The sequence below is a fragment of the Streptomyces sp. PH9007 genome (assembly GCF_059813725.1).
Genome location: NZ_CM187440.1, coordinates 3761903 through 3786410, shown reverse-complemented (window position 1 = coordinate 3786410; position 24508 = coordinate 3761903). Strand labels below are relative to the sequence as shown.

Below are 24508 nucleotides of genomic sequence, written 5' to 3'. Positions count from 1 at the left end.
GCGGTCTCTCCTTTCACCGGGTGTGGCGGGATGTGGCGCGCAGGTACAGGGCGGAGAAGGCGGCGAGGAGCAGCAGCAGGAGCAGGCTCATGGCGCCGGCCGCGCCGAAGTCGTTGTAGACGAAGGCATAGCGGTAGATCAGCAGCATCACGGTGACGGTGGAGTCCTGCGGCCCGCCGCCGGTCATCACGTAGGGCTCGGTGAACACCTGCATGGTGGCGACCACTTGGAGCAGGAGCAGCATGGCGATGACGAACCGGGTCTGCGGGACGGTGACGTGCCACAGCCGCTGCCGCAGGGAGGCGCCGTCGAGTTCGGCCGCTTCGTACAGCTCGCCGGGGATGGTCTGCAGGGCGGCGAGGTAGATGAGGGTGGCGGTGCCCATGTTGGCCCAGGTGGAGACGATGACCAGGGAGACGAGGGCAGTGGAGGAGGAGTTGAGCCACTGTCCGGTGGGGAGGTGGGCGGCGCCCAGGAGTTCGTTGATGAGGCCGCCCTCGGGCTGGTAGAACCACCGCCACATCAGGGCCACCACGACGGGCGGCAGCATGACGGGGAGGTAGACCAGGACCCGGAAGTAGGCGCGGGCGTGCCGCATCTCGTTCAGCAGGACGGCGGTGCAGAAGGGGACGGCGAAGCCCAGGAGCAGCGCGTAGAGGGTGAACAGGGCGGTGTTGCGCCAGGCGGTGGCGAACAGCGGGTCGTCCAGGACGGTGCGGAAGTTCTCCAGGCCGGTCCAGCTGGAGCCGCGGACGAAGTTGACCTCCTGGAAGCTGAGGACCACGGTGCGGGCGACCGGGTACCAGGCGAACAGCGCGAAGACGACGAGCGCGGCGCACAGGAAGCCGTACGCGGTGAACTGGTCGGTGAGCCGGCGGCGGCGCAGTGCGCCGCCGGCCCCGGGGCGCCGGTCCATCAGCGGGCGCCGTACACCCGGTTGACCTGCTCCTCGGCCTGGGCCAGGAGCGTGTCGGGGTCGGCGTCGCGGTCGGTGAGCGCGCCCTGGACGACGCCGTCGAGGATGGCGTACACCTCCTGGGCGCGGGGCGGTTCGATGCGTCCGGGGATGTCGGCGGCGGCCGCCATGAAGGGGGCGACGTGCGCGACGGGGACGTTGGCGTACTCCTCCTTGAGCGCCTCCACCTGTTCGCGCTCGGGTCCTTCGACCCAGATGTCGGGGGTGGGCGGCATGGGCAGCCCGACCGGGAGTCCGTCCTGGGCGCTCTCGTCGATGCGGCGCTCGATCTCGTCGGGGTTGACGAACCGCCACTGGAGCCAGGTGAGGGCGGCCTCGATCTTCTCGGGGGAGGCGTTGGCGTTGATCATGTAGCCCTCGCCGCCGATGAGGGTTCCGGCGCCGTCGGGTACGGGGGCCAGGCCGAGGTGCTCGTAGCTGCCGTCGTACTGCCGTACGAGGGTGGGCAGGTTGTCGGGTGCGGCGAGGTACATGCCGAGCCGGCCGGCGCCCATCTGGACCATCAGGTCCTCGCAGGAGCGGAGTTGGTCGCTGCCCATGGAGTTGTCCTCCCAGCGCATGGCGCGCAGGGTCTCCAGGTGGGCGCGGGCGGGCTCGTCGCGGAAGGCGGCGCGCCAGCCCTCGCCGTCCGGGGCCGGTTCGGCGATGGCACCGCCGCGGGAGTAGATGCCGGCGGTGAGGTGCCAGCCGCCGGTGTTACCGGTGGTGCATTCGCCGTATCCGGTGATGCCGTCGCCGAGGGCGGCGACGGCGGCGGAGGCGGTGCGGACCTCGTCCCAGGTGGTGGGCGGGGTGTCGGGGTCCAGGCCCGCCTCCTGGAACAGTTCGCGGTTGTAGAGCAGCCCCATGGAGTAGTTGGCGGTGGGGATGCCGTACTGCCGGCCGTCGGCGTCCTGGAAGACCTCGTGCAGTTCGGGGCGTATCCGGTCCAGGTTCGGGACGCCGCCGAGGTGGTCGGTGAGGTCGGCGGCGTAGCCCTGCTCGATGATGCCGGCGGGGTCGGTGAAGTAGACGTAGAAGACGTCTTCGAGGCTGCCGCCCGCGACCCGGGTGTTGAAGGTCTCGGGGTCCATGAAGCCCTCGTGCGGAACGATGTCGATGTCCGGGTGGGCGTCCTCGAAGGCGGCGATCTCGGCCTGGAAGACGCGCAGCTCCCGTTCGTCGGTGCCCGGCGGCTGCCCGTTGATGTGCAGTTGGAGCCGGCCGTCCCCACCGCCGGAGTCGCCGCCGTCCGAGGAGCAGGCGGCGAGCGGGAGCGCGACGAGGGCCGTGGCGATCGTCAGCGGGAGGGGACGGCGGAGCACGCGACGTCTCATGGATGACCCCTTTGTCAGCAGCCGAGGAATGCCGCACACTCAACCACCGGAGTCAGGACAGCGCAATAAGTCGCGTAGGAATTGCAAAAAACTGGCAGCGTGATGGTCAGATCGGCCCAGTTGACTCCCGCACCACCAGCTCCGGCTCGAACAGCAGCTCGTCGGGGGGCACTTCCCGCCCACCGAACTGCGCCACCAGCAGCTCCACGGCGGCCCGCCCCATCGCCTCGATGGGCTGGCGCACCGTGCTCAGCGGCGGCGAGGTGCAGGTCATCAGCGCCGAGTCGTCGAACCCGACCACCGACAGATCGCCCGGCACGCTCAGCCCGCGCCGGCGGGCGGCCCGTACCGCGCCCAGCGCGATGACGTCGCTGGCGCAGATCACCCCGGTCACCCCCCGCTCCAGCAGCTCGGCGGTCGCCGCCCGGCCGCCCTCCAGGGTGTACATGGCGCGGGCGACACGCGCGTCGGGCAGCTCACCGATCGCCCGCGCCGCGGCCAGCTTGCGCTGCGAGGGCACATGGTCGGCGGGCCCGAGCACCAGGCCGATGCGGCTGTGCCCCAGGGAGGAGAGCAGCCGCCAGGCCTGCTCCATAGCGACCGCGTCGTCGCACGAGACCCGGGGGAAGCCGAGGTCGGGCACCGAGGCGTTGACGAGGACCACGGGCAGCCGGCGCTCGGCCAGCAGCCGGTAGTGCTCGTGCGAGGCGTCGGCCTGGGCGTACAGCCCACCGGCGAAGATCACTCCGGAGACCTGCTGCTGGAGCAGCAGATCGACGTAGTCGGTCTCCTTGATGCCGCCCGGTGTCTGGGTGCAGAGCACGGGCACCAGGCCACGCTGGGCCAGCACTCCGCCGAGGACCTCGGCGAAGGCGGGGAAGATCGGATTGCTCAGCTCCGGCACCACGAGCCCGACCAGCCGCCCGCGCTCCCCGCGCAACTGGGTGGGCCGCTCGTACCCGAGCACGTCCAGCGCCGTGAGCACGGCCTGCCGGGTGCCCTCGGACACCCCTGGCTTCTCGTTGAGCACCCGGCTGACGGTGGACTCACTCACGCCCACCTTCCGCGCCACCTCAGCAAGTCGTCGCGTCATGCCGCAAGTCTAACGCAAGTTACGCAAGCCAGTTGCGTAACCTCCGGGGACCAGCACACACGGGAGGGCTCACACTTCCCCTCCCCCACGACACAGGCCCTTGCCCTGGTCCCCGCCGACAGGGCCGGAGGGGGCGGGCAAGGGCCGATCAGGAGTGCGCGGTCACCCGGCCAGGTCCCAGCGCAGGGTGAAGTCGCGGACCTTGGGATCGTGCTGATGGGGATCCAGCCGGGTACGGAAGTCCTCGAAGTACGTCGCGCCCCGGCCCGATCGCAGCGAGGACAGCGTCGTCACCGCCTGGTCCGCCGTCGCGCAGGCCGCCTCCAGCTCGCCCTCCTGCAAGTGCCCCGTCGCCAGCAGCACCAACCCGATCGCCCGCCGGCGCGCCCGGCTCTCCGGGTGGGCCGCCAGCGCCTGCGTGGCCCGCTCCCGCAACCGGCCGCCCTGCCCCAGATCCCGGTGGCAGTGGGCCAGTTCGTCCGCCAGATAGGCCTCGTCGAAGTGCCGGATCCACTCCGGGTCCGCACCGCCCGAGGCCCCGGCCCGTTCCAGCGCCCCCTCCGCGAGACCCGCCGCCCGGTGGCAGCTCGCCGCGTCGCCCAACTGCGCGTGCCCGCGCGCCTCCGCCGCCAGGAACATCGCCTCCGCGCGCGGCCCGCACCGCCCCCTGGTGCCTTCCTGGGCCGCCCGCGCCAGCTGGATCACCTCACGCGGATTGCCCAGTTCGGCCGCCAGATGACTCATCCCGGCCGCCAGGACGTACCCGCCGAAGCCCCGGTCCCCGGCCGCCTGCGACAGCCGCAGCGCCTGGATGTAGTACCGCTGGGCCAGGCCCGGCAGCCCGCTGTCCACCGCCATGTACCCGGCCAGCTCCGTCAGCCGGGCCGCCGCGCCGAACAACTGGCGCCCCACCGACTCCCGGTAGGAACCGGCCAGCAGCCCGGACACCACGCTGTTCAGGTAGTGCACCACCACGGGGCGCACGTGCCCGGCCCCCCAGCGGCGGTCCAGGTCCACCAGCGCCGCCGTCGTCGCCGTCACCGCCGCCACGTCCGAGGAACCCACGCGCGGGCCGCTGGCCCGCGCCACCTCCGGGTCGGCCGGGGTGATCAGCCAGTCCCGGCTCGGCTCCACCAGCGCGGCCGGCGCCACATGCGCGCTGCCCGCACCGTACGCGGCCCCCGGGCCACCGGCGCCCACACTCTCCCGGCGCGCCACGTCCGAGCGCCACAACTCCGCGGCCTGCTCCACGCCTTCGGCGAGCCCGGTGGCGAAGTGCAGCCCGACGGCGGACGCCAGCTGGCGCGCGGTGCCCATGCCGATCTCGTCGACCGTCACCGTCCGCCCCAGCTTGCGGCCCAGCGCCTCCGCGATGATGTCGGGGGCCCGGCCGCGCGGCTGCTGGCCTCTGATCCAGCGCGCCACCGAGGTCTTGTCGTAGCGGAAATCGAGGCCGCGCTCGGCGGCACACACATTCACCCGCCGTGCCAACCCCGCGTTCGAGCAGCCCGCTTCGCGGATCAGCGACAACAGACGCTCGTTCGGCTGCCGTGAATGGGGCAACCCTGGGGTCAGTCCGGGGGACACTGTTCTGGCAGTCATGACGTGGCTCCCTCGCTGGCCTGCACCCTGCACCAGGGAAGATCAATGCCCGGCCCCCACCCGGTCCATCCCGTACGCCCCCACCGATGCTCCGATGCGCCCCACATGCGGACAGCATCGGCAACCCAGCGTCGCTGCCCGGACACGGGGAGCCCGTTACCCCCCGTGGAGAAGGTAGTTGTGATCAACGTGGAAGAAAAGATCAGCGTTACTTCAGCACCTGGCGTTCCGCAGCAGCGCGACGGCGGGATGGTCGACCATGCCGTCCGGTACGCGGACGAGCGGCACTGGGACGTGCTGCCGGGCACCTGGCTCGAATACGTGGACGGTGTGACGCGCTGCTCGTGCGCCCTCCCCGCCTGTGATGCGCCGGGTGCCCACGCCACCCGGACCAACTGGGTGGGCCACGCCACCGGCAGCGCCACCTCCGCCCGCCGTATGTGGGCGAAGGAGCCGCGCGCCTGCGTCCTGCTGCCCACCGGCCGCACCTTCGACATCATCGAGGTGTCCGAGACGGCCGGCTGCCTGGCGCTGGCCCGCATGGAGCGGATGGACACCAACCTGGGCCCCGTCGCCAGTACGCCGCTGGGCCGGATGTACTTCTTCGTGCTCGCCGGCAACGCCCCCAAGGTGCCGGCCCTGGTGCGGCAGCACGGCTGGTCGCCCGAGGCGATCGACCTGATCGCGCGCGGCGAGGGCGAGTACGTACCGGCACCGCCGACCCGCGTCGGCGTGCGCGGCTCGGTGCAGTGGGTGCGCCGGCCCACCGACGCCAACCGCTGGCTGCCGGACGTGGACGAACTCATGCCGCAGCTCGCCTACGCCTGCGGGCAGGAGAGCCGCTTCCGCCGCTGATCCACGGCGACCCGGGGCACCACCCGGACGAGGTCCGGAAAAGGGGGGCGGGTTCTTCCCGCCCCTTAGGGTGGGTTCATGACAGATACGGGGAATGCGGCGGCCACTCCGGCCGCCGCGGTACGGGTACGGGGGCTGTGGAAAACCTTCGGGGAACAGGTCGCGGTCTCGGGGATAGATCTCGACCTGCCCGCGGGGCGGTTCATCGGCCTGGTCGGACCGAACGGAGCGGGCAAGACCACCACCTTGTCCATGATCACCGGCCTGCTGCGGCCCGACTCGGGCACCGTGGAGATCGTCGGGCGTGATGTGTGGCGGGACCCGGTGGACGTGAAGTCCAGGATCGGCGTCCTGCCCGAGGGACTGCGGCTCTTCGAGCGGCTGACCGGGCGCGAACTGCTCAGCTACCTGGGCCGGCTGCGGGGGATCCCGGCCGCCGAGGTGGAGCGGCGCGCCGACCAGCTGCTGGACGTCCTGGACCTGGCCGGCGCGCAGAACAAACTGATCGTCGACTACTCCACCGGCATGCGGAAGAAGATCGGGCTCGCGGCGGCGCTGCTGCACAACCCCGAGGTGCTCTTCCTGGACGAGCCGTTCGAGGGCGTCGACCCGGTGTCGGCGCAGATCATCCGCGGGGTACTGGAGCGCTACACCGCCTCGGGCGCCACCGTCGTCTTCTCCAGCCATGTGATGGAGCTGGTGGAGTCGCTGTGCGACTGGGTCGCGGTCCTGGCCACCGGACGCATCCGGGCGCACGGCCCGCTGGCCGAGGTACGGGGTGAGGCGGACTCGCTGCAGAGCGCGTTCCTGGAGCTGGTGGGGGCCCGGGCCGGGGGCGGCGCGGACGACCGGCTCGACTGGCTGGGCGGGGGCCGGGCGCGATGAGCACGCTCACCGAACCGCCCGCACCGGCGAACGGGAACGCGGCCGGGGCGGGGGGCGGGCACGGGAGCGACCCGGTGACCGGAGACGGCCCCGCCGGGGCCGCGGCGGCACCACGCGGCACGTACGCCGACACCGCCGTCATCACCGCCACCTTCGTCCGGCTCAAGCTCTCCTTGATCCGCAACGGCCTGCGGCAGACCACCGGGCGCAAGGCCGGCTTCATCTCCACCGCCATCACCGCCGCCCTGTTCGGCGCTCTCGGTCTTCTCGGGCTGCTGGCGCTGAGCGGCAACGCCCACATCGCGGCCCTGAGCACCGTCATCGTCGCGCTCACCGCGCTGACCTGGGCGTTCATGCCGCTGTTCCTGGGCGCGAGCGACGAGACGCTGGACCCGGGCCGGCTGGTCATGCTGCCGCTGAGCCCGCGCTCCCTGATGACGGCGCAGCTGGCCGCCTCGGTGGTGGGGGTCGGCCCGATCTTCACCGTCATGCTGGTGGCGGGCGCCGCGCTCGGCACGGCGCGGGGCGCGGGCGGCTACGCGCTGGCGGTGGTCGCGATCGTGCTGATCCTGTTCACCTGCACCGTCGCCTCGCGCGCCATCGCCACCGCCAACGCCCGCCTGCTGACCAGCCGCAAGGGCCGTGACCTGGCGATCCTGTCCGGTGTCGTGATCGCGCTGGGCGTCCAGGGCATCAACCTGCTGGTGCAGAAGGTCGCCGGGGACGGCGGCTCGGGGCCGCTGCACACCATGGCCGATGTCCTGCGCTGGCTTCCCCCGGCCACCGCGATCGAGGCGGTACGGGCGGCCTCGGCCGGCTCGTACGGCGTGGCGGTGGCCGCGCTGGCCGGCACCGTGGCGGCGCTGTCGCTGCTGGTGTGGTGGTGGCAGCGGACGCTGACCCGGCTGATGACCTCGCCGGACGGCTCCACGATCATGGCCGCCGACACGGGCGGCAAGGAACGGCGGGGGCGCGCGGCCGGGGAGGGCGGCGGCCTGTTCACCCGGCTGCTGCCCGCCGGCCGCAGCGGCGTCGTGATGGAGCGTGCGCTGCGCTACGCCTGGCGCGACCCGAAGGCCAAGATGAGCTGGGCGGTCGCGGTCGGCATGGGCGTGACGTTCCCGTTCATCTGGGCGGCCCAGGGCTCCGCCACCGTCTACCACGCGTGCTGGGGCGCGGCGCTGCTCGGTTTGCAGATGTACAACCAGTTCGGGATGGACTACAGCGCCTTCTGGCTGATCACGCAGACCATCCACACGAAGCGGGACGCCTACCTGGAGCTGCGCGGGCGGCTGCTGGCGATCGCCCTGATCGGGGTGCCGTTCACGTGCGTGGTGGTGCTGGTGTCGGCTGCGGTGCTGGACGACTGGGCGCGGATGCCGGACGCCATGGGGCTGGCGCTGGCGCTGCTGGGCGTGCTGCTGGGCGGCGGGGCGGTCGCCTCGGTGCGCTTCCCGTACTCGATCCCGCAGGACAACGCGACGCGCAACGTGGCGGCGGGTCAGGTCTCGATGGTCTGGTACGGGGTGATCGGCGGGGTGCTCGCGAGCGCGCTGCTGTGCGGTCCGCTGATCGGGCTGACCATCTGGCTGAACGTTTCGGCGGGCGGGTGGGCCTGGATCGTGCTGCCGCTGGGCGCCGGTTACGGCCTGGCGATGGCCTGGGCGGGACTGCGCTGGGCGGCCCCGCGGGCGGCGGACCGGCTGCCGGAGATCCTGGCGGCGGTCAGCAAGTCGTGACGTACGGGGTGGGGCCTGCCGGTCGCCGTACCGGCCGGGCACACCCCACCCCACCCCACCCCACCCCACCGGCAGTCGGCCGTAGTCGGATGCCGGTGGGGCGCGGATGTGCGCGGTTCGGCTCAGAAGCCGCCGGGGGCACCGCCGTTGGCCAGTTCCTCCAGGTCGAGGACGAGGTGGGCCGCGGGCTCGTCGAAGTCCACCGGAACATCGAAGTCGCTCATCGAGATGGCGTTGGTCGTGCCGCGCTCGGTCTGTTCCATGTGCATGAGGTAGGGCTCGCCCTCGGTGGCGATCAGCAGGGTGCTCTCCCGGGAGCTGCCGCGCTGGGGCACCTCGTGCAGGGCGATCACCGGAACGTCCAGATGCGTGCTCTCCTCGCCCACGGAGACCTCGTCGGACGTCATGCCACCGACGTCACCGAAGCTGCCGAGGAACCCCTCCAGGTCGCACATCGCCGCCATGGCCTCGGCGTCCGGGTTGTCGAGGGTGCCGTAGAGGTACATGCCCGACAGCTCGGTCATGTCCGAGCCGGTGACGGCCCGCCAGAACTCGGCGTCCGGCTGGTACCAGAGCTCGTTGCCGCGCTTGAGCAGTTCGAAGGAGCCCTCGCCCTCGACGGCGACGGTGCCCGCGCAGTCCCCCCGGACATCCATCAGCATGTCGATCTCCATCAGCTCACCGGGGCTCTCCGCGATGCTGCCGGACAGCCGCAGCGACTCCGCGCCGGTCACCGCGTCCATCGCACGGCTGATCATCTCCGTCGGCGGCAGATCGGTGACCCCGTTGCCCGCGCCGCCGGGTGTGTCCTCGTCACCGCCCCCGCCGGTGCCCTCCTCGTCCTGCTCCCCACCGTCCGTGGGGATCCCCTCGCCGATGAAGGAGGGCCGTTCGCGGTCGGATCCGCACCCCGTGAGCGCCACCGTCCCGGCCAGCGCCGCCGCCACGAGGGCTGCCGTGCGCGTACCGCGTCTCATGTGCAACTCCTGCCGTCTTTTCCCCGTTTGCTTGCGTGCGGGAAGACGCGACGGTCAGACGTACAGTTCCCCGAAGAAGTCGAAGAGCAGATCATCGGGCCCGTAGACGAGTTCCGGCGACGGCGCCTCGATCTCCACGGGGACCCCGAAGTCGCTCATCCACATCTCGACGAAACCGTCCGCCCCGCCGTCCATCACGAGATAGCGCATATAGGGATCCCCCTCGGTGGCCACCAGGGCTCGCACCGATATCCCCTCCTCTTCCCCCTCGACAGGGATGACCTCGACTCCCTCGTGGGTGGTCAGCTCGCCCTTCTCCGCCCATGGCGCGACGTCACCGGGACCCCCATCGACATCGGTCAGGTCCATCAGGTCCAGGAACTCGTCGGACTGGCAGAAAGTCAGCACCTCCTCGGCACCCGGCTCGTCCGCCGTAATGTGCCGGTAGCGCCCCTCGATCTGCCGGATGAAATCCTCCCACTCGGGATCCTCGGCGACGAGGCTGTCCACGAACGCGCTGTCGAGCCGCATCCATGCCTCGTCCTCGACGATGATGAACTCCATCCCGCCGTAACCCGACTCGGTCATGGTGACAACGCATCGACCGGAGCGGTCGTAGTGCATCTCCACGTCCATCGCGGCCTCGTCCCCGTCCGACGTCATGACGATACGCAGCGACTCCGCCGCGAAGGCCGTTTCCATCCCGACGAAGAAGATCTCCTCGGCCGACCGGTCGAGGAGCGGGATCTCCTCCGGCGTCTCCGTCTCCGTCTCCCCGTCCCGCTCCGCCGCCGCCTCCGAGAGCACCACGGTGCTGTCGTCCGGACGGCTCTCGCGCGCCTGTTCCTTGAAGAGGGTGGTCTGCGCGCACCCCGTGAGCAGCACCCCCGTCATCGACGCGGCCAGCGCGGCATGCCATCGAACCGGCTTCATGTGCCCCCCACATGTCTCACACGATCGAAAAGAGATTCGTCAAGTCTAGTGTTCGACTTGAAGATCCATCGGTCGAGTGACATACGGGCAGGCGTGATCCGGCCGCACCGCGGGGAGACATGGGGCAGGAGGTACGACCCTGGGAGCTCGGGGCTCCGGGTCGTCCCGCGGGGGGTGGGCGGTGGGCCGCTCGCCGGGGCGGGCGGCCCACTGTCCCCTGCCCGGTGACGCGCCGCGCGCGCCCACGGTGGAGTCCGGCAGAGCCGGTGATCAGCGTGCGCTCAGACCCGTCCGGCCGGAGCGACGAACACGTGCATGGCCACGTCGGCCGACAGCTCGGCGGCCTCGCCACCACTGCCGACCTGGACGCCGCCGCCCGCACCCGGGGTGACGCTGACCGACGCCCCCGGCTGCACCCCGGCCCGGCGCAGCGTGTGCATGACGGAGGTGTCCGTCTGGATCGGCTCCCCGATCCGGCGGACGATCACCGTCTTGCCGCCGCTGGTCTCCATGTCGGTCAGCGCGACCAGACCGCTCCCGAGGAACGCGTCCGGCTCGCCCACCTTCTCCCCCAGCTCGGCCAGGCCCGGGATCGGGTTGCCGTACGGCGACTCCGTCGGGTGGTTGAGCAGCTCCAGCACGCGGCGCTCGACCGCGTCGCTCATCACGTGCTCCCAGCGGCACGCCTCCGCGTGCACCTGCTCCCACTCTAGGCCGATCACGTCGACCAGGAGACACTCGGCGATGCGGTGCTTGCGCATGACCCGCTCGGCGAGCAGGCGCCCCTCCTCGGTGAGCTCCAGGTGCCGGTCGCTGGCCACCGACAGCAGGCCGTCCCGTTCCATCCGGGCCACGGTCTGGCTGACGGTCGGGCCGCTCTGCTCCAGTCGCTCGGCGATACGGGCACGCATCGGGACCACGTTCTCTTCCTCAAGCTCCAGAATGGTGCGGAGGTACATCTCAGTGGTGTCGATGAGTCCGGACATAAGTGCCCCTCGATAGCTCGTGCGGTGGCCCTGAACCAATTCTGACGTATGGCGCCGACAATCGAGCCCACTGCGCGTTACCGCAGCCCTACAAGACCGCTGCCGCCGTATTGACACGGGCGTGCCCATGACCTCACCGTGACGCGTGACCGGCACCCACCCGGAAATGTACATCGTACGCGTACGGGGTGACGGCCTCGTACGACCGCGGCGGGCACGCCGTCGCGCGCCGCACGGCGGAGCACCGCACCGCAGGGCACCGCACATCACCGCACCACACCGCAGCACACCGCACCCACGAGGGGACAGCGCAGATGAGCCCGCAGGCTGAGCAGCAGGACGCGCAGGACGGGATAGGCACCGGCGCCGACGGCCGGAGCACTCTCGGTGACCAGTTCTTCGACGCCGCCGTGCGCCTGCTGCGCCGCGTCCAGGAGGAGGAGCACGCCGCCATCGGGCAGGCCGGGGACCTGATCGCCGACACCGTCACGGCGGGCGGGAAACTGTTCGTCTACGGCGCCGGACACTCCGCGCTGCCCGCCCAGGACATCGTCTACCGGGCCGGCGGACTGGCCCTGGTCAATCTGCTCGCCGTCCCCGGCACCACCGGCGTCAACGTCAGCCCCGCCCTGCTGGGCAGCGCCCTGGAGCGGGTCAGCGGCCTCGCCCAGGCCACCCTCGACGCCAGCCCGGCACACGCCGGCGACCTGCTCATCGTCATCTCCCTCTCCGGCCGCAACAGCCTGCCGGTGGAGATGGCCGCGCACGCCAGGACCCGCGGACTGCGCGTCATCGGCGTGACCTCCCTCGTGTACACCGAGGGCACCGAGTCCAGGAGCGCGTCCGGCACCTTCCTCAAGGACCACTGCGACCTCGTCCTGGACAGCAAGATCCCGATCGGCGACGCCGAGCTGACCACCCGCCGCATCGGCGCCCCGTTCGCACCCGCGTCCACCGTGGTGGTCTCCGCGCTGCTCCAGGCCGTGATGGCGGACACCGCGGGCAAGCTCTCCGACCAGGGCATCGAGCCGCCGCTGCTGCGCTCGGCCAACGTGGACGGCGGGCAGGAGTGGAACGAGTCGGTGTACGCGATGCACGCCGACCGCATCCTGTGGCGCCGGTAGCGGGCCTGCGGAAAGCGGGGGCGAAAAACATTTGCCGCCGCCCGGGACCGGTATTACGGTCGCAGGTACACAGAAGGGAGGTGGTTCGGCAGATGTATCAGATCCGGACGCGTGAGGTGACTGCGGCCTAGAGCCGTCGTCCCACGGAAACGTGGCGCCGGCTCCGCCGGCCAATCCCAAGCAGTCACCCGACCCGCGAGCCGCCGGTAACGTCCGGCCGGCTCCCCGAGACGCCCGAGCGGCGCCGAGGGGAACCAGGCTCGCGGGTCGTTCCGTGTGCGGACGCCCCGGCGCGACCGCCCCCGGGCGCGGCGGCCACCCCGCGCGCCGCCTACGGACAGAGCCGCTCGATCGTCCACCCGGCCCCGCCGCCGGCGGCCCGTACGTACCGCAGCCGGTCGTGCAGCCGGTTCTCCCGCCCCTGCCAGAACTCCACGGTCTGCGGCACCACCCGGTACCCGCCCCACTGCGGCGGCGCCGGCACGTCCTCACCCTCCGGGTAGCGCTCGGCCAGCTCCGCGTACAGCTGGTCCAGCTCCGCGCGCGAGGCCACCCGCGAGGACTGCTCACTCGCCCAGGCCCCCAGCTGGGAGCCGTGCGGGCGGGTGCGGAAGTACCCCACCGTCTCGTCCCGCCCGGTCCGCTCGGCCAGCCCGTTGACGATGACCTGCCGGGCGATGCCGTGCCAGGGAAAGAGGAGCGAGACCTGCGGGTTCGCCTCGATCTCCCGGCCCTTGCGGGACCCGTAGTTGGTGAAGAAGACGAAGCCCCGCTCGTCGAACTTCTTCAGCAGGACGGTCCGGGAGCTGGGCCGGCCCGCCGGGTCGGCGGTGGCGAGGATCATGGCGTTCGGCTCGTGCAGCCCGCTCTCGGCGGCCTGCCCGAACCACGCGAGGAACTGCGCGAACGGGTCGGCCGCGCTGTCCTTCTCCTCCAGCCCGGCCTCCCGGTAACGGGCCCGCATGGCGGCGGGGTCGAGCTGCTCGGCGGCGGACGGCGTGGCGCTGGTACGTCGGGTGACATCGTCGGCGTGGGACACGCGCCATATCTTGCAGCATCCGTCCGACAGCCGTGGCCCGATCCGGGCGGTGCGCCGGGAGCGCGCTCCGGGATCAAAGCGGGTGATAGGAGGAGCGAGCGGGCGGGGAATATCCCGGCGGCGAATGCTTATCGGATGAGCGGTGATCGGCGGAAAAGTTCTCTTCTTCCCGACGCGGAACACGCTCGCTACGCTCTCCGTCATGAGCGACCGGATCCCGCAGGGAATCCTGCCTTTCACCGTGCCACGCCATGCGTTCATACCGCGAAAGGCTTCGGCGACCGCACAGTGGAACGGAGAGAAACACTGGATCGACAGAGACAGTGATCCCGACCGCTGGTGGGAGATGGTCCATGCGAATACCGCCATCGTGACGCAGATCGATGACGGGAAGACCGAACTCACTGCGGAGACGATTCAGAAGACCTTCAATTTCACCTGCTCCTCTTCCGCCCCGGCGCTGGTTTTCTCGTTCCTCAGCCTGTTGGAAGCACGACCGGGCCACAAGGTACTGGAGGTGGGCACCGGCACCGGCTGGACGGCGGGACTGCTGGGTGAGCTGGTCGGCGACGAGCACGTGGTGTCGATCGAGGTGGATCCGTCGCTGGCCGCGATCGCCGGGAAGAACCTGGCACGCGTGGGCCGCTCGCCTCGCGTCGTCGTCGGCGACGGAAGCCTCGGTGCCCCGGACCTCGCCCCCTTCGACCGCGTGCACATCACCTGCGGAGTCCATGAGATCCCCTACGCCTGGGTCGAACAGACCCGTCCCGGCGGCCGGATCGTCCTGCCGTGGACTCCAGTCTCCCAGGTGACGGCGCTCACCGTGGGGGAGGACGGTACAGCCTCGGGCCGCTTCCATGGCGAGTGCGGCTTCATGCTCCTGCGCTCGCAGCGTGAGAGGGCCGGCGATCAGGTCGCCGACGGAGCCGAGGATCAGGAGTCCGTGTCGTCCGCCGACCCCCGGCAGGTGCTCGCCCGCGCTCCGGGGCGGACGGCGTTCCTGCACGGGAAGCTTCCCGGCGTGAGCGCGAGCGGCTTCGAGAAGGATGGCGGGCGCTTTCTCGGAATTCTGCATGGCGGGCATTCCCATGCCGTGGTCCGCGTGGACGAAGCCGGCGTCGTCCGGGTCACTCAACGGGGCCCGCGCCCGCTCTGGGAAGAAGTCGTGGCCGGCCATGCGGAATGGGTCGCTCTCGGCTCTCCCAGCCTGGATCGATTCGGGCTGACGGTGACTCCCACCGGAGAGCACATGTGGCTCGACAGTCCGGACCAGCGCATCACGTGATCGGCGCACAGCGGAATGGAGGATCAGCAGTGGGAAAACACAGCACGCCCGTCCCGTGTCCGGTCTGCAACGGACGGGGGAAAGTCGTGATCAATGAAGATGGCGGACAACAGGAGGTGGATTGCACCGTCTGTGATGGCAACGGCTGGACCTGATCGGGGAACGGGAACCCGCCCCTCGGCTGCCCGCCCTCCCTCGGGGGTCGGGCAGCCTCCTCGGCCAGGACCGGCCCGCGTCAGCCTCGTGCCGTCTCCGGGAAGGCCGCCCGGCGTGCCGTCGTTACGAGGGCCAGGGCCGGGAGCGCCAGCAGCAGCGCCGTCCAGGGGAGCGACCCCGCGCCGCCGTGGGTCAGGAGCAGCCCGCCGGCGATCCCGCCGGCCGCCATGGCGGCGTTCCACAGCGTGACGAGTATCGCCTGGGCCGTGTCCGCCGCGTCGCCGCCCGCCACCGCCGCCGCGGTCTGCAGCAGGGTCGGGGCGCCTCCCCAGCCCAGCCCCCACAGCGCGACCGCCGCGTACAGCAGTGGTGTGCTGCCGGCCCGTACCGCCAGCACCGCCACCGCCACCGCGAACAGCAGCGCGGCCGACAGCGCCAGGGCCCGTGGCCGGCGGTCGATGTACGCGCCGGTGATCCAGATGCTCAGCAGCGACGCCACCCCGAACACCAGCAGCACCACGTCGATGCGCTCCCCCGCCCCCAGCCGCTCCAGGAAGGCGGCGATGTACGTGTAGAGGACGGTGTGGGCCAGCACCCAGATCAGCGTGACCCACAGCACCGCGGCCACTCCCGGTACGCGCAGGGTCCGGGCGAGCGGGATCCTGCCCGCCGGGCCCCGGGCGCCCGGCCGGTCCGGGACGACCGCCACGATCCAGCCGGTCAGCACCAGCGCCAGTCCCGTCATGGCCCAGAACGTCGCCCGCCAGCCCAGGAGCCCGCCCAGGAACGTACCGGCCGGCACCCCCAGCGACAGCGCCGCCGGGATGCCCGCCATGACGAGTGCGATCGCCTTGCCCCGCAGCGCGGCCGGGGAGATGCCGCGCGCGTACCCGACCAGCAGGGCCCACACCACGCCGGCCGCCACCCCGGCCAGGCAGCGGCCGGCCATCGTGAGCGGGTACCAGGGGGAGACGGCCGTGACCGTGTTGGCCACGGCGAATCCGGCCACCCCCGCCAGCAGCAGTTTCTTGCGGCGCCATCCGGCGGTCGCCGCCGTCAGCGGGATCGCGGCGGCGGCCGTACCGAGCGCGTAGATCGTCACAGCCTGCCCGGCGGCCGATTCGCTGACCCCCAGGTCCGCGCTCATGGCGGGCAGTACGCCGGCCGGCAGGGCCTCGGTCAGGACGGTGATGAAGGCCGCCATCGCCAGCGCCACCAGGGCGGGCAGCGGCAGTTTCCCGTGCGCTTTCGCTGTCTCTCGCATGCCGCGTATCGTCAAACCGTCACATTGATGTGAAGGTCAAGCGGCGAGCGGTGAGGGGCCCGATGCGCATCGGAGAGCTGTCGGAACGGACGGGTACGCCCCGCCGGCTGCTGCGCTACTACGAGGAGCAGGGCCTGCTGCTGCCCGGCCGGTGCCAGAACACCTACCGGTCCTACGAGGAGTCGGACGTCGACCGGGTGCTCCAGATCCGCGGCCTGCTCGACGCGGGACTGCCCACCCGCATCATCAAGCAGATCCTGCCGTGTCTCGACAAGCCCCGGGTCATCCACTTCCCCGACGCGACACCCGAGATGCTGGCCACCCTGGAGCACGAGCGCGACCGGATGACGGAGCGGATCCGGTGCCTGGCCCGGAACCGGGACGCCATCGGCGCGTACCTGGAAGCGGTGCGCGGCGGGTGAGGAAGCGGCGGGTGAGAAACAGGATCAGCAGGGCGCCCGCCCCGAGGGCCGGCACGGCCACCGGGAGCAGCGGGCCGAGGGTGGCGGCGGCCGCGTAGCCGGCCCCCCGGCCTCCGCCGTGGCCCAGACGGCGGCGCCGAGCGCGCTGTACGGTGCCATCGCCCGGTACGGCAGTCCGCCCGCGCCCACCAGGTACGGCGCGACGGTGCGGGCCACCGGGACGAAGCGGCAGACCAGGACGGAGTGGCCGCCGCGTACCCGCTCCAGGATCGCCGGTGGTACCCGGCGCGCCAGCGGGCCCCTCCCCACCGCCCGGCCGACGCGGTGGGCCAGCGCGTCGCCGCAGATCACCGCCGCGGTCGCCACCGCGATCACCCAGGGCAGGTCGAGGTAGCCCGCGCGGGAGAGGGCCCCGGCGGTCAGCAGCAGGGTCAGGGTCGGGACGAAGGCGCCCAGCAGCAGCACCGCCTCGGCCAGCACCGCGCAGGCCAGCAGCAGGTAGGCGAGGGCGGGTGGGATCCCGCCCAGGAGTGCGGCGGTCTCGTTCAGCGTGAGGTCGTTCACGATGCGGTGGTCAGCCGCCACACGCGGGCGGGCGGCAGGTTCGCCCAGACCGTCTCGGAGACGGCCTCCACCCCGGGGCGGACGTGGTGGCCGGCCAGCACCCGGGCGACGTCCCGTTGCCGGGGGGAGTGCCACAGCCGGGCGCCCGGGTAGGCGAAGTACGTCAGTGTCCCGCCCGGCTTCAGCAGTGCGCGATAGCGGGCCATGATCGTTTCGACCTCTTCCGGATCGAAGTTGGCGAACGGCAGACCGGAAACGATCACGTCATAGGTGCCGTCCGCCACCGCCAGCCGCTCGACGTACGTGTGGTGCACCCGCACCGCCACCGTCGGCCCGGCGGTCAGCCGCCGCAGCCGCGCCGCGAACCGGGCGTTGGCCTCCACCACGTCCAGCCGGTCCCCCGGCCCCAGCAGCGGCAGCAGCGCCCGGGTCACCGCCCCGGTCCCGCCGCCCGCTTCGAGGACCGTCAGCGGACGCCGCGCGGACCCACCGCGCGCCGCCGCGCCGGCCCTCCGTACCGGCGCGGCGAGCCGAGCGGCCAGCCGCCGCCCGCTGGGGGCGATCGCCCCGGTGGTACGGAAGCCCCGCAGCGCCTCCGTGAGAAACAGTGAGGAGTCCATGCCCAGTGACGCTAGAAACCCGCCCGGCTCGCGGAATCGGCCGTTCGGCGACCGGTGACCCCGACGAAAGTAGGGGGCCCGCGACCCCTGCCCCCGCCTACCCTGAACGGCGTGGAAGCGGCCAGAACGGAGTACCGGCTGCCCTGGTGGGGCGAGTTGGTGATGGTGGTGTCCCTGTCCGCCGTATCGGTGTCCGACGCCGCCGTCTCGGCCGGTGGCTGGCACGCCGCCGCACCCTCGGTGGCCGCCTCCCTGGTCGCGGGCGGCATGCTGCCGCTGCGCTACCGCCACCCCCTGCCGATCGCGGGCGTCGCGGCGGGCGCGGCCGGGCTGTTCGGGGCGATGCTGCCGATGCTGCTGATGGCGTTCCACCTCACCGCGACCCGGCGCGCCCGGGTCGCGGGCGCCGCCATCGCGGGCGCGATGAGCCTCAACCTGCTGGTCCAGCCCCCGCTCAGCCTGTGGACGCCGCGCGCGTACGGGCCCGGGGCGCTGTTCATCGTCGCGATGGTGCTGGGCCTGTGGGCCGCCAGCAGCCGGCGGCTCGCGGACGCGCTGGGCGAGCGGATCGGGCATCTGCACCGGGAGCGGGAGCTGCGCGAACAGGCCGCGCGGGGCTCGGAGCGCACGGCCATCGCCCGCGAGATGCACGATGTCCTGGCGCACCGGCTGAGCCTGATCGCCCTGCACAGCGGGGTACTGGCCACGCGCGCGGACCAGCTCGACCCGGTGACCGCCGACCGCGTGCGGCTGCTGCGCACCGCGTCCACCGACGCGCTCGCCGACCTGCGGCACGTGCTCGGCGCGCTGCGCACCGAGGAGCTGACGCCGCGGGGCGAGCGGAGCCGCGAGCCGGCGCTGCGCGAGGTCGGCGAGCTGATCGACACCGCCCGCGAGGCGGGCCAGCGCATCGACGCGGAACTCGACGAACCGGCGGGCACCCGGGCCCCCGCCGCGCACCGGCTCGCCGTCTACCGGCTGGTGCAGGAGGCCCTGACCAACGCCCGCCGGCACGCCCCGCACACGCCCGTACGGGTGGCGGTGCGGTACGGGCCGGGCGGCACCGTCGCCGAGGTCAGCAACCCGCTGCCGCCGCACGGCCACGGCGCGGTGGCGGAGCCGGCCGTACCGGGGTTCGGGCTGATCGGCCTGCGGGAGCGCGTCCAGGCGCTGGGCGGCAGCCTGGACGCGGGGCCGGCCGGCGACCACTGGCAACTGACCGCACGGATACCGAACGGCTCCCCATGACCTCCCCCACCCCCGCGACTTCCGCGACCCCTGCGACTCCCGCGATCCGGGCGATGATCGTCGACGACGACGCGCTGGTACGGCTCGGGCTGGCCGATCTGATCGGGGCGGACCCGGGCATCGAACTGGTCGCCCAGGCCGCCGACGGCCTCCAGGCGATCGAGGCGGCCCGGTCGCACCGTATCGACGTCGCGCTGGTGGACGTCCGGATGCCGCGCATGGACGGCATCACCGCCACCGCCCGGCTGCGGGCCCTGCCGCGCCCGCCCCGGGTGATCACCCTGACCACGTTCGACCTGGACGAGTACGTGTACGACGCGCTGGCCGCCGGTGCGGAGGGCTTTCTGCTCAAGGACAGCGAACCGGCGGACATCCTGCGGGCGGTACGGCTGGTGGCCGCCGGTTCGGCGATGCTGCATCCCAGCGCGGCCCGCCGGCTGATCGACCGCTACCACCACACGGCCGGGCCGCAGGCGCAGGCCGCGCGGGAGAAGGTGGCGCGCCTGACGCCGCGCGAGGGGGAGGTGCTGGCGCTGCTGGCGCGCGGCGCGACGAACGCGGACATCGCGGGGGCGCTGCACATGCGGGAGAGCACCGTGAAGGCCCACGTAAGCCGGATCCTCGTCGCGCTGGAGGTCAGCAACCGGGTGCGGGCCGCCCTGCTGGCGAGGGATGCCGGTAGCGTACAAACACATGAGTGACACGTGGCCGCGGACCGTACCCGATCTCGTACGGGCGTGGGTGCCGGGTTACGCCCTCGCCCGTGGGCTGCCGCCCGCCGTGGAGGAGCCGTGGGGCGCGCGGCTCGACGTGGGGCTGCCGCACCACCGGGCCCGGCACGTGCTGCCGGACGCCGACGAGATCACCGTCCGCAAGGCCGCCGCGCACATCGAGGCCGCCGGGGAGCCGTGTGTCTGGCTCAAGACCTGCCTGCCGGACGAGACGGTGGCCGGCTGGCTCGGCCCGGAGTGGACCAGCAACAGCCCCGGATTCCTGATGAGCACCGCCGTGGAGCCCCGGGAGGCCACCGCCGCCGTCCCGGTACCCGCCGGATACGCGCTGGTCAGCGGCTCCCAGCACGGGGTGACCGAAGTACGCCTCGTCACGCCGGAGGGCACCGTCGCCGCGACGGGGCAGGTGGCGCTGGGGCGGGGCGCCGCCACCGCCGTCATCGACCAGATCGAGACCGACCCCGACCACCGGCGGCGCGGCCTGGGCTCGGTGGTGGTCCGCACCCTGATCGGCGCGGCGGCCGGGGCCGGGGCCACGGACGCGGTGCTGTGCGCGAGCGTCGAGGGGCGCGCGCTGTACGAGGCACTGGGGTGGCGGACGCGGGCGCCGTTCACCAGCTTCATCCACCGGGCGATGTAGCCGAGTAGCCGAAGTAGCGGAGTAGCCGAAGGTCGGGCGGGACGCTACCTTCGGCCACTTCAGCGGGCGGCGGCGCGCTGCCTACCCTGCGGGGGTGGACGAGACGACGACGGAGCTGGGCTTCCCGCGCGGTGAACTGCGGCTGATCCTGCTGGGGTTCCCGGCGCTGGGCCTAGCGCTGGCCTGGCTGCTGCCGGGGGCGGCGCGCTGGGCGACCGAGACGCTTCCCTGGCTGCCGTTCGAGGGCCCGCTCACGTTCGTCGCCGGGCTCGACCAGCTGTGGCAGCGCGCCCTGTTCCTCGCGGTGGGGGTGGTGGCGGGACTGGTCGTGGCGTTCATCGCGGTCGCCGAGTCGATGAAGCTGACACTGACGGACGACCAGCTGACCGTCGAACTGAACGACACCACGCACCGCTTCGCGCGCGCCGACATCTCGGCGGTCTTCCCGGACGGCAAGGAACTGGTGGTGCTGGACCGCACCACCCGCCCGCTCGTCCGCGGCGAACACCAGGCCCCGCTCGCGGCGGTGGCCGCCGCCTTCCAGCGGCACGGCTACCCCTGGTCGAAGGCCGACCCGCACGCGGCGGACTTCCGCCGCTGGGTTCCGCACGCGCCCGAACTGCCCGCCGAGGTGCACGTCGTGTTCGCCGCCCGCAAGGAGGCGGGGCGCCGCGACGCCAAGGAAGAGGCCCGCGATCTGACCGAGACTCTGGGGCAGTTGGGGTACGTGGTGCGCGATCACGAGGGGCAGCAGCACTGGCGTACCGTCCCCGGCTGATCCGTGACAGGGTGCGGTGTCATGCCGTTCGACCACAACGATCACTACCACCGGTGGCTGCTGCGCACCGCGCGCCGGCTGAGCGGTCCCGGCCCGGCGCTGGACGTCGGGTGCGGCACCGGCGCCTTCGCCCGGCGACTCGCGGCGGCCGGGTACACGGTGGAGGGCATCGATCCCAGCCCCGAGGTCATCGCGGCGGCGCGCGCCGCCACCGCGGGCCCCAACCCGCGCTTCCGGGAGGAGGACATCACCACGGCCGCGCTCCCCCGGGACCACTACGCCGTCATCACCGCGCTGGCGAGCCTCCACCACGTGCCGTTCGAGACGGTCACCAAGCTGCGGGACGCCCTCGCCCCCGGCGGCACCCTGCTGATCCTGGGCTGCGCCCCGGACCGTACCGCGCTGGACCACGCGTACGGCCTCGTCTCCATCCCGCTGAACGCCGCCGCCCGCCTGGCCTGCTGGGCCCACGACCGCGCCACCGGCCGCCGCCCGCCCCCGCGACCCCCGGTCAAGACCCCCACGATGCCGCTCTCCGCCATCCGCCGCCGGGCCGCCGAACTCCTTCCCGGCGCCCGGATCCGCCGCCGCCTGTTCTGGCGCCACACCCTCGTCTACCGCCGCCCGCCCGAGCCCGGCCCCGGCTCGCCGGCATGAGGCGCGGGCCGGGGCCGACTGTCAGTGGCGTCCGCCATCCTGAGGGACGAGAACCACCCCGGCCGACTTTCCCGTTCCTCCTTGGAGCCCCGATGCCACGCTCCGCGCGACCGGCCCCGACGCCGCGCGAACTGTCCGACCTGCCGTACGCCGACTTCCTCCAGCCCTTCGAGGGCGCGCTGGGACGGGAGGAGAACCTGGACACCGTCCACCTGGAGGGGCGGACCTTCGAGGAGACGGACGCGGGCGGCAGCCAGTTCACCGAGTCGGCGCTCAGCTCGGTGACCTTCACGGAGGGCCGGCTGCGGAAGGCGCGGTTCGCCGATGTGTGGATGGACGCGGTGCGCTGGGTCGCCACCGATCTGGCGGAGACCAACTGGATGGACGTGGAGGTCAACACCAGTTCGCTGGCCGGGCTCCAGTTGTTCAGCGCCCAGCTGCGGCGGGTCGTCTTCTTCCACTGCAAGCTGGACTCGGTGAACCTGCGGGCGGCGGCCCTGCGGGACGTGGCGTTCGTGGACTGTGTCCTGCGCGACGTGGACTTCGGCGGCGCCACCCTGAACGGCATCACCTTCCCCGGCTCCACCCTGGAGGGCGTCCGGTTCGGCAAGGCCCGGCTGACGAAGGTCGACTTCCGCCAGACCCAGCGCCTGGGCATCGCCGAGGGCCTCGACTCCCTGTCCGGAGCCACCATCAGCACCCTCCAACTGATGGAACTGGCCCCCGCCCTGGCCCACTCCTACGGCATCACCGTCACGGACGACTGAACGGGGCCTGGGCACCGGGCGAGCCACCTCGCCACGGCCCGGAGCGACTTCGACCAGGGGACGAGAGCACGCCCCCCGCAGACATACGGCTCCGCTCACTTCACCGCCGGCTCGTCCGGCTCCCTCACCCCCGTGACGACGCCAAGGATTCCACCCTGAGGAGGTAAATCCGAGGTGACAGAATGGTGCTCTGCCACCGAGAACACCGACCCCATCACCGCCCTGGCTCGTTCCACGGCACCGCCACGATCGGGCCTCATCAACCGACCCCACCAACCTCCTGTGAGCGCCCAGATTTCAGCGACACACCCGGCTCACCAACACAACCGCCGACTCGCTGCAAATACACCCCGACCCCGGCACTCCAACCCCAACGCGACCTGCACCTTCACCATACGGTCCTCATCACCCCCACCGGGGGTCTCAACAACACCGCCAGCGCGCCAACAGCACGGAAAGCGTGTGTCCTCATCACCCCCACCGGGGGTCTCAACAGGACGCCCGGGACCTGGTGCGCCTGGTCGAGGAACAGGTCCTCATCACCCCCACCGGGGGTCTCAACTGAGCTCCCTGGGAGTGGGGCGTTCAGGCCGGGCGGCCGTCCTCATCACCCCCACCGGGGGTCTCAACACCTGTCCGCGGACTACCACGACCTGGCCCGCGAGCGTCCTCATCACCCCCACCGGGGGTCTCAACACGTCGACAACGGGCGCGGCGGCTGGACGATGCGGGGGTCCTCATCACCCCCACCGGGGGTCTCAACACGAGGGCGCCCCGCTCCCGGACTGACCTACCCCCACACGTCCTCATCACCCCCACCGGGGGTCTCAACGACAGGATCCGCCACAGGAGCAGGAGCTGGTCCTTCGGGGGTCCTCATCACCCCCACCGGGGGTCTCAACCTTTGTCCGCGCCCGGATTGCCGTCCGTATCGCGGGTCCTCATCACCCCCACCGGGGGTCTCAACACGCGTGGGACGGCTACGGCATCAACCGCCGCGAGAGGTCCTCATCACCCCCACCGGGGGTCTCAACACGTCGAAAGCCACGGCCGACGCCGTGTCCAAGCGGGTCCTCATCACCCCCACCGGGGGTCTCAACACCAGATCCGGCCCGGCGATGCGGGGCGCGGCCCTGAGGTCCTCATCACCCCCACCGGGGGTCTCAACTGCACCAGCAGCTGGGTGCCCCGGTATCCGGCGAGTCCTCATCACCCCCACCGGGGGTCTCAACCCGTACCGCCCCGTCCGACCCATGCGCCCGAGACACGTCCTCATCACCCCCACCGGGGGTCTCAACTCAGCCAGGACGTGCTCCACCTCGTGGGCGAGTACGGTCCTCATCACCCCCACCGGGGGTCTCAACAGGCCATGGCCGCTCCGCTCAAGAACCGGGACTCGGCGTCCTCATCACCCCCACCGGGGGTCTCAACAGGTCGATGTCGCGAGCAGCACCCGGGCCGTCGGCCGTCCTCATCACCCCCACCGGGGGTCTCAACGTGAGGGGGGAGCGGAGGATGTCGTACCGGCCGAAGTCCTCATCACCCCCACCGGGGGTCTCAACGTGCCCTCGGCAGGGCGGTTGCCCAGGTAGGCGGCGGTCCTCATCACCCCCACCGGGGGGTCTCAACTGACCGAGTCCACCGAACAGAAGCCGGCCGTCTCCAGGGGTCCTCATCACCCCCACCGGGGGTCTCAACGCGGGGGTGTCTTCGGGGCGTAGTCGGCGGCCGGGGTCCTCATCACCCCCACCGGGGGTCTCAACCGGCCACCGTCTCCAGCCCCGGCGCCACCTGCCAGTGTCCTCATCGCCCCCACCGGGGGCCGCTAGACAGGCGGGGCGGCCCCAGATG

General features: G+C 72.1%; 23 protein-coding genes and 1 CRISPR repeat array. Of the genes, 12 read left to right on the top strand and 11 right to left on the bottom strand.

The annotated features are described in order from the left end of the window. Positions 1-13: 13 nt before the first annotated feature. From ACTFAP_RS17420 to ACTFAP_RS17405, 4 genes are all read right to left on the bottom strand, one after another. Complete coding sequence (locus tag ACTFAP_RS17420; RefSeq protein WP_500466793.1) at positions 14-916, bottom strand: carbohydrate ABC transporter permease; 903 nt, start codon at positions 914-916, stop codon at positions 14-16. Then, positions 916-2292 (bottom strand): extracellular solute-binding protein, encoded by a 1377-nt coding sequence (locus tag ACTFAP_RS17415; RefSeq protein ID WP_495681418.1) that lies wholly within the window; start codon positions 2290-2292, stop codon positions 916-918. The genes ACTFAP_RS17420 and ACTFAP_RS17415 overlap by 1 nt, the downstream gene beginning before the upstream one ends. Before the next feature lie 106 nt (positions 2293-2398). Then, complete coding sequence (locus tag ACTFAP_RS17410) at positions 2399-3385, bottom strand: substrate-binding domain-containing protein (protein ID WP_495681417.1); 987 nt, start codon at positions 3383-3385, stop codon at positions 2399-2401. A 162-nt stretch (positions 3386-3547) separates the two neighbouring features. Continuing rightward, the gene (locus ACTFAP_RS17405; RefSeq protein ID WP_495681416.1) at positions 3548-4987 is read right to left on the bottom strand and encodes an NsdA family TPR-like regulatory protein; all 1440 of its coding nucleotides are present in this window, start codon (positions 4985-4987) and stop codon (positions 3548-3550) included. 180 nt (positions 4988-5167) lie between these two features. On the opposite strand from ACTFAP_RS17405, the gene ACTFAP_RS17400 reads away from it, so the two are divergent. The 3 genes from ACTFAP_RS17400 (at position 5168) to ACTFAP_RS17390 (ending at position 8466) form a co-directional block, all read left to right on the top strand. Continuing rightward, complete coding sequence (locus ACTFAP_RS17400; protein WP_500469485.1) at positions 5168-5842, top strand: bifunctional DNA primase/polymerase; 675 nt, start codon at positions 5168-5170, stop codon at positions 5840-5842. Positions 5843-5920: 78 nt separating this feature from the next. Further along, positions 5921-6727 carry an ATP-binding cassette domain-containing protein gene (locus ACTFAP_RS17395; protein WP_495681415.1) on the top strand — a complete coding sequence of 269 codons (807 nt, stop codon included), beginning with the start codon at positions 5921-5923 and terminating at the stop codon, positions 6725-6727. Then, positions 6724-8466, top strand: a complete 1743-nt coding sequence (locus ACTFAP_RS17390) for a transporter (RefSeq protein ID WP_500466792.1) — start codon at positions 6724-6726, stop codon at positions 8464-8466. Before ACTFAP_RS17395 ends, ACTFAP_RS17390 begins: the two co-directional genes overlap by 4 nt. Positions 8467-8588: 122 nt before the next feature. On the opposite strand, the gene ACTFAP_RS17385 is transcribed toward ACTFAP_RS17390, so the two are convergent. The 3 genes from ACTFAP_RS17385 to ACTFAP_RS17375 form a co-directional block, all read right to left on the bottom strand. Further along, on the bottom strand, positions 8589-9443 hold the full coding sequence (locus tag ACTFAP_RS17385; RefSeq protein WP_495681413.1) for a hypothetical protein: 855 nt from the start codon (positions 9441-9443) through the stop codon (positions 8589-8591). A 54-nt stretch (positions 9444-9497) separates the two neighbouring features. Beyond that, the gene (locus ACTFAP_RS17380) at positions 9498-10376 is read right to left on the bottom strand and encodes a hypothetical protein (RefSeq protein WP_500466791.1); all 879 of its coding nucleotides are present in this window, start codon (positions 10374-10376) and stop codon (positions 9498-9500) included. Positions 10377-10657: 281 nt separating this feature from the next. Next, positions 10658-11362: an iron-dependent transcriptional repressor DtxR gene (locus ACTFAP_RS17375; protein WP_451752352.1), complete on the bottom strand. Its 705-nt coding sequence runs from the start codon at positions 11360-11362 to the stop codon at positions 10658-10660. Positions 11363-11676: 314 nt separating this feature from the next. On the opposite strand from ACTFAP_RS17375, the gene ACTFAP_RS17370 reads away from it, so the two are divergent. After that, positions 11677-12486 carry an SIS domain-containing protein gene (locus ACTFAP_RS17370; RefSeq protein WP_500466790.1) on the top strand — a complete coding sequence of 270 codons (810 nt, stop codon included), beginning with the start codon at positions 11677-11679 and terminating at the stop codon, positions 12484-12486. A gap of 331 nt (positions 12487-12817) precedes the next feature. Here the strand turns inward: ACTFAP_RS17370 and pdxH are convergent, their stop codons facing one another. Next, positions 12818-13450 carry a pyridoxamine 5'-phosphate oxidase gene (gene pdxH, locus ACTFAP_RS17365; RefSeq protein ID WP_107046988.1) on the bottom strand — a complete coding sequence of 211 codons (633 nt, stop codon included), beginning with the start codon at positions 13448-13450 and terminating at the stop codon, positions 12818-12820. Between the two features lie 277 nt (positions 13451-13727). Between pdxH and ACTFAP_RS17360 the strand changes: the two genes are divergently transcribed. Next, positions 13728-14810, top strand: coding sequence for a protein-L-isoaspartate O-methyltransferase family protein (locus tag ACTFAP_RS17360; protein ID WP_500466789.1), 1083 nt, complete (start codon positions 13728-13730; stop codon positions 14808-14810). Between the two features lie 235 nt (positions 14811-15045). Here ACTFAP_RS17360 and ACTFAP_RS17355 read toward each other — a convergent pair whose 3' ends face one another. Beyond that, positions 15046-16230 (bottom strand): MFS transporter, encoded by a 1185-nt coding sequence (locus ACTFAP_RS17355; protein ID WP_500466788.1) that lies wholly within the window; start codon positions 16228-16230, stop codon positions 15046-15048. Between the two features lie 62 nt (positions 16231-16292). Between ACTFAP_RS17355 and ACTFAP_RS17350 the strand changes: the two genes are divergently transcribed. Beyond that, positions 16293-16652 carry a MerR family transcriptional regulator gene (locus ACTFAP_RS17350; protein ID WP_495681409.1) on the top strand — a complete coding sequence of 120 codons (360 nt, stop codon included), beginning with the start codon at positions 16293-16295 and terminating at the stop codon, positions 16650-16652. Positions 16653-16676: 24 nt separating this feature from the next. On the opposite strand, the gene ACTFAP_RS17345 is transcribed toward ACTFAP_RS17350, so the two are convergent. Further along, the gene (locus ACTFAP_RS17345; RefSeq protein WP_500466787.1) at positions 16677-17216 is read right to left on the bottom strand and encodes a DedA family protein; all 540 of its coding nucleotides are present in this window, start codon (positions 17214-17216) and stop codon (positions 16677-16679) included. Beyond that, a complete protein-coding gene (locus tag ACTFAP_RS17340; RefSeq protein WP_495681408.1) occupies positions 17213-17836 on the bottom strand; it encodes a methyltransferase domain-containing protein in 624 nt (207 codons plus the stop codon). The genes ACTFAP_RS17345 and ACTFAP_RS17340 overlap by 4 nt, the downstream gene beginning before the upstream one ends. A 111-nt stretch (positions 17837-17947) precedes the next feature. On the opposite strand from ACTFAP_RS17340, the gene ACTFAP_RS17335 reads away from it, so the two are divergent. The 6 genes from ACTFAP_RS17335 to ACTFAP_RS17310 all read left to right on the top strand — a co-directional run bounded on the left by ACTFAP_RS17335 (position 17948) and on the right by ACTFAP_RS17310 (position 22657). Beyond that, a complete protein-coding gene (locus ACTFAP_RS17335; protein ID WP_495681407.1) occupies positions 17948-19084 on the top strand; it encodes a histidine kinase in 1137 nt (378 codons plus the stop codon). Positions 19085-19137: 53 nt separating this feature from the next. Then, positions 19138-19785 carry a response regulator gene (locus ACTFAP_RS17330; protein ID WP_500466786.1) on the top strand — a complete coding sequence of 216 codons (648 nt, stop codon included), beginning with the start codon at positions 19138-19140 and terminating at the stop codon, positions 19783-19785. Continuing rightward, positions 19778-20455 (top strand): GNAT family N-acetyltransferase, encoded by a 678-nt coding sequence (locus ACTFAP_RS17325; protein ID WP_500466785.1) that lies wholly within the window; start codon positions 19778-19780, stop codon positions 20453-20455. The genes ACTFAP_RS17330 and ACTFAP_RS17325 overlap by 8 nt, the downstream gene beginning before the upstream one ends. A gap of 94 nt (positions 20456-20549) precedes the next feature. Further along, entirely contained in the window at positions 20550-21233 is a 684-nt protein-coding gene (locus tag ACTFAP_RS17320) for a YqeB family protein (protein WP_495681405.1), read from the top strand. A gap of 21 nt (positions 21234-21254) precedes the next feature. Continuing rightward, on the top strand, positions 21255-21890 hold the full coding sequence (locus ACTFAP_RS17315; RefSeq protein ID WP_495681404.1) for a methyltransferase domain-containing protein: 636 nt from the start codon (positions 21255-21257) through the stop codon (positions 21888-21890). 92 nt (positions 21891-21982) lie between these two features. After that, the gene (locus ACTFAP_RS17310) at positions 21983-22657 is read left to right on the top strand and encodes a pentapeptide repeat-containing protein (protein WP_495681403.1); all 675 of its coding nucleotides are present in this window, start codon (positions 21983-21985) and stop codon (positions 22655-22657) included. Positions 22658-23055: 398 nt separating this feature from the next. Further along, positions 23056-24486: direct repeats of the CRISPR family, unit length 30 nt; unit sequence GTCCTCATCACCCCCACCGGGGGTCTCAAC. Positions 24487-24508 lie beyond the last annotated feature (22 nt).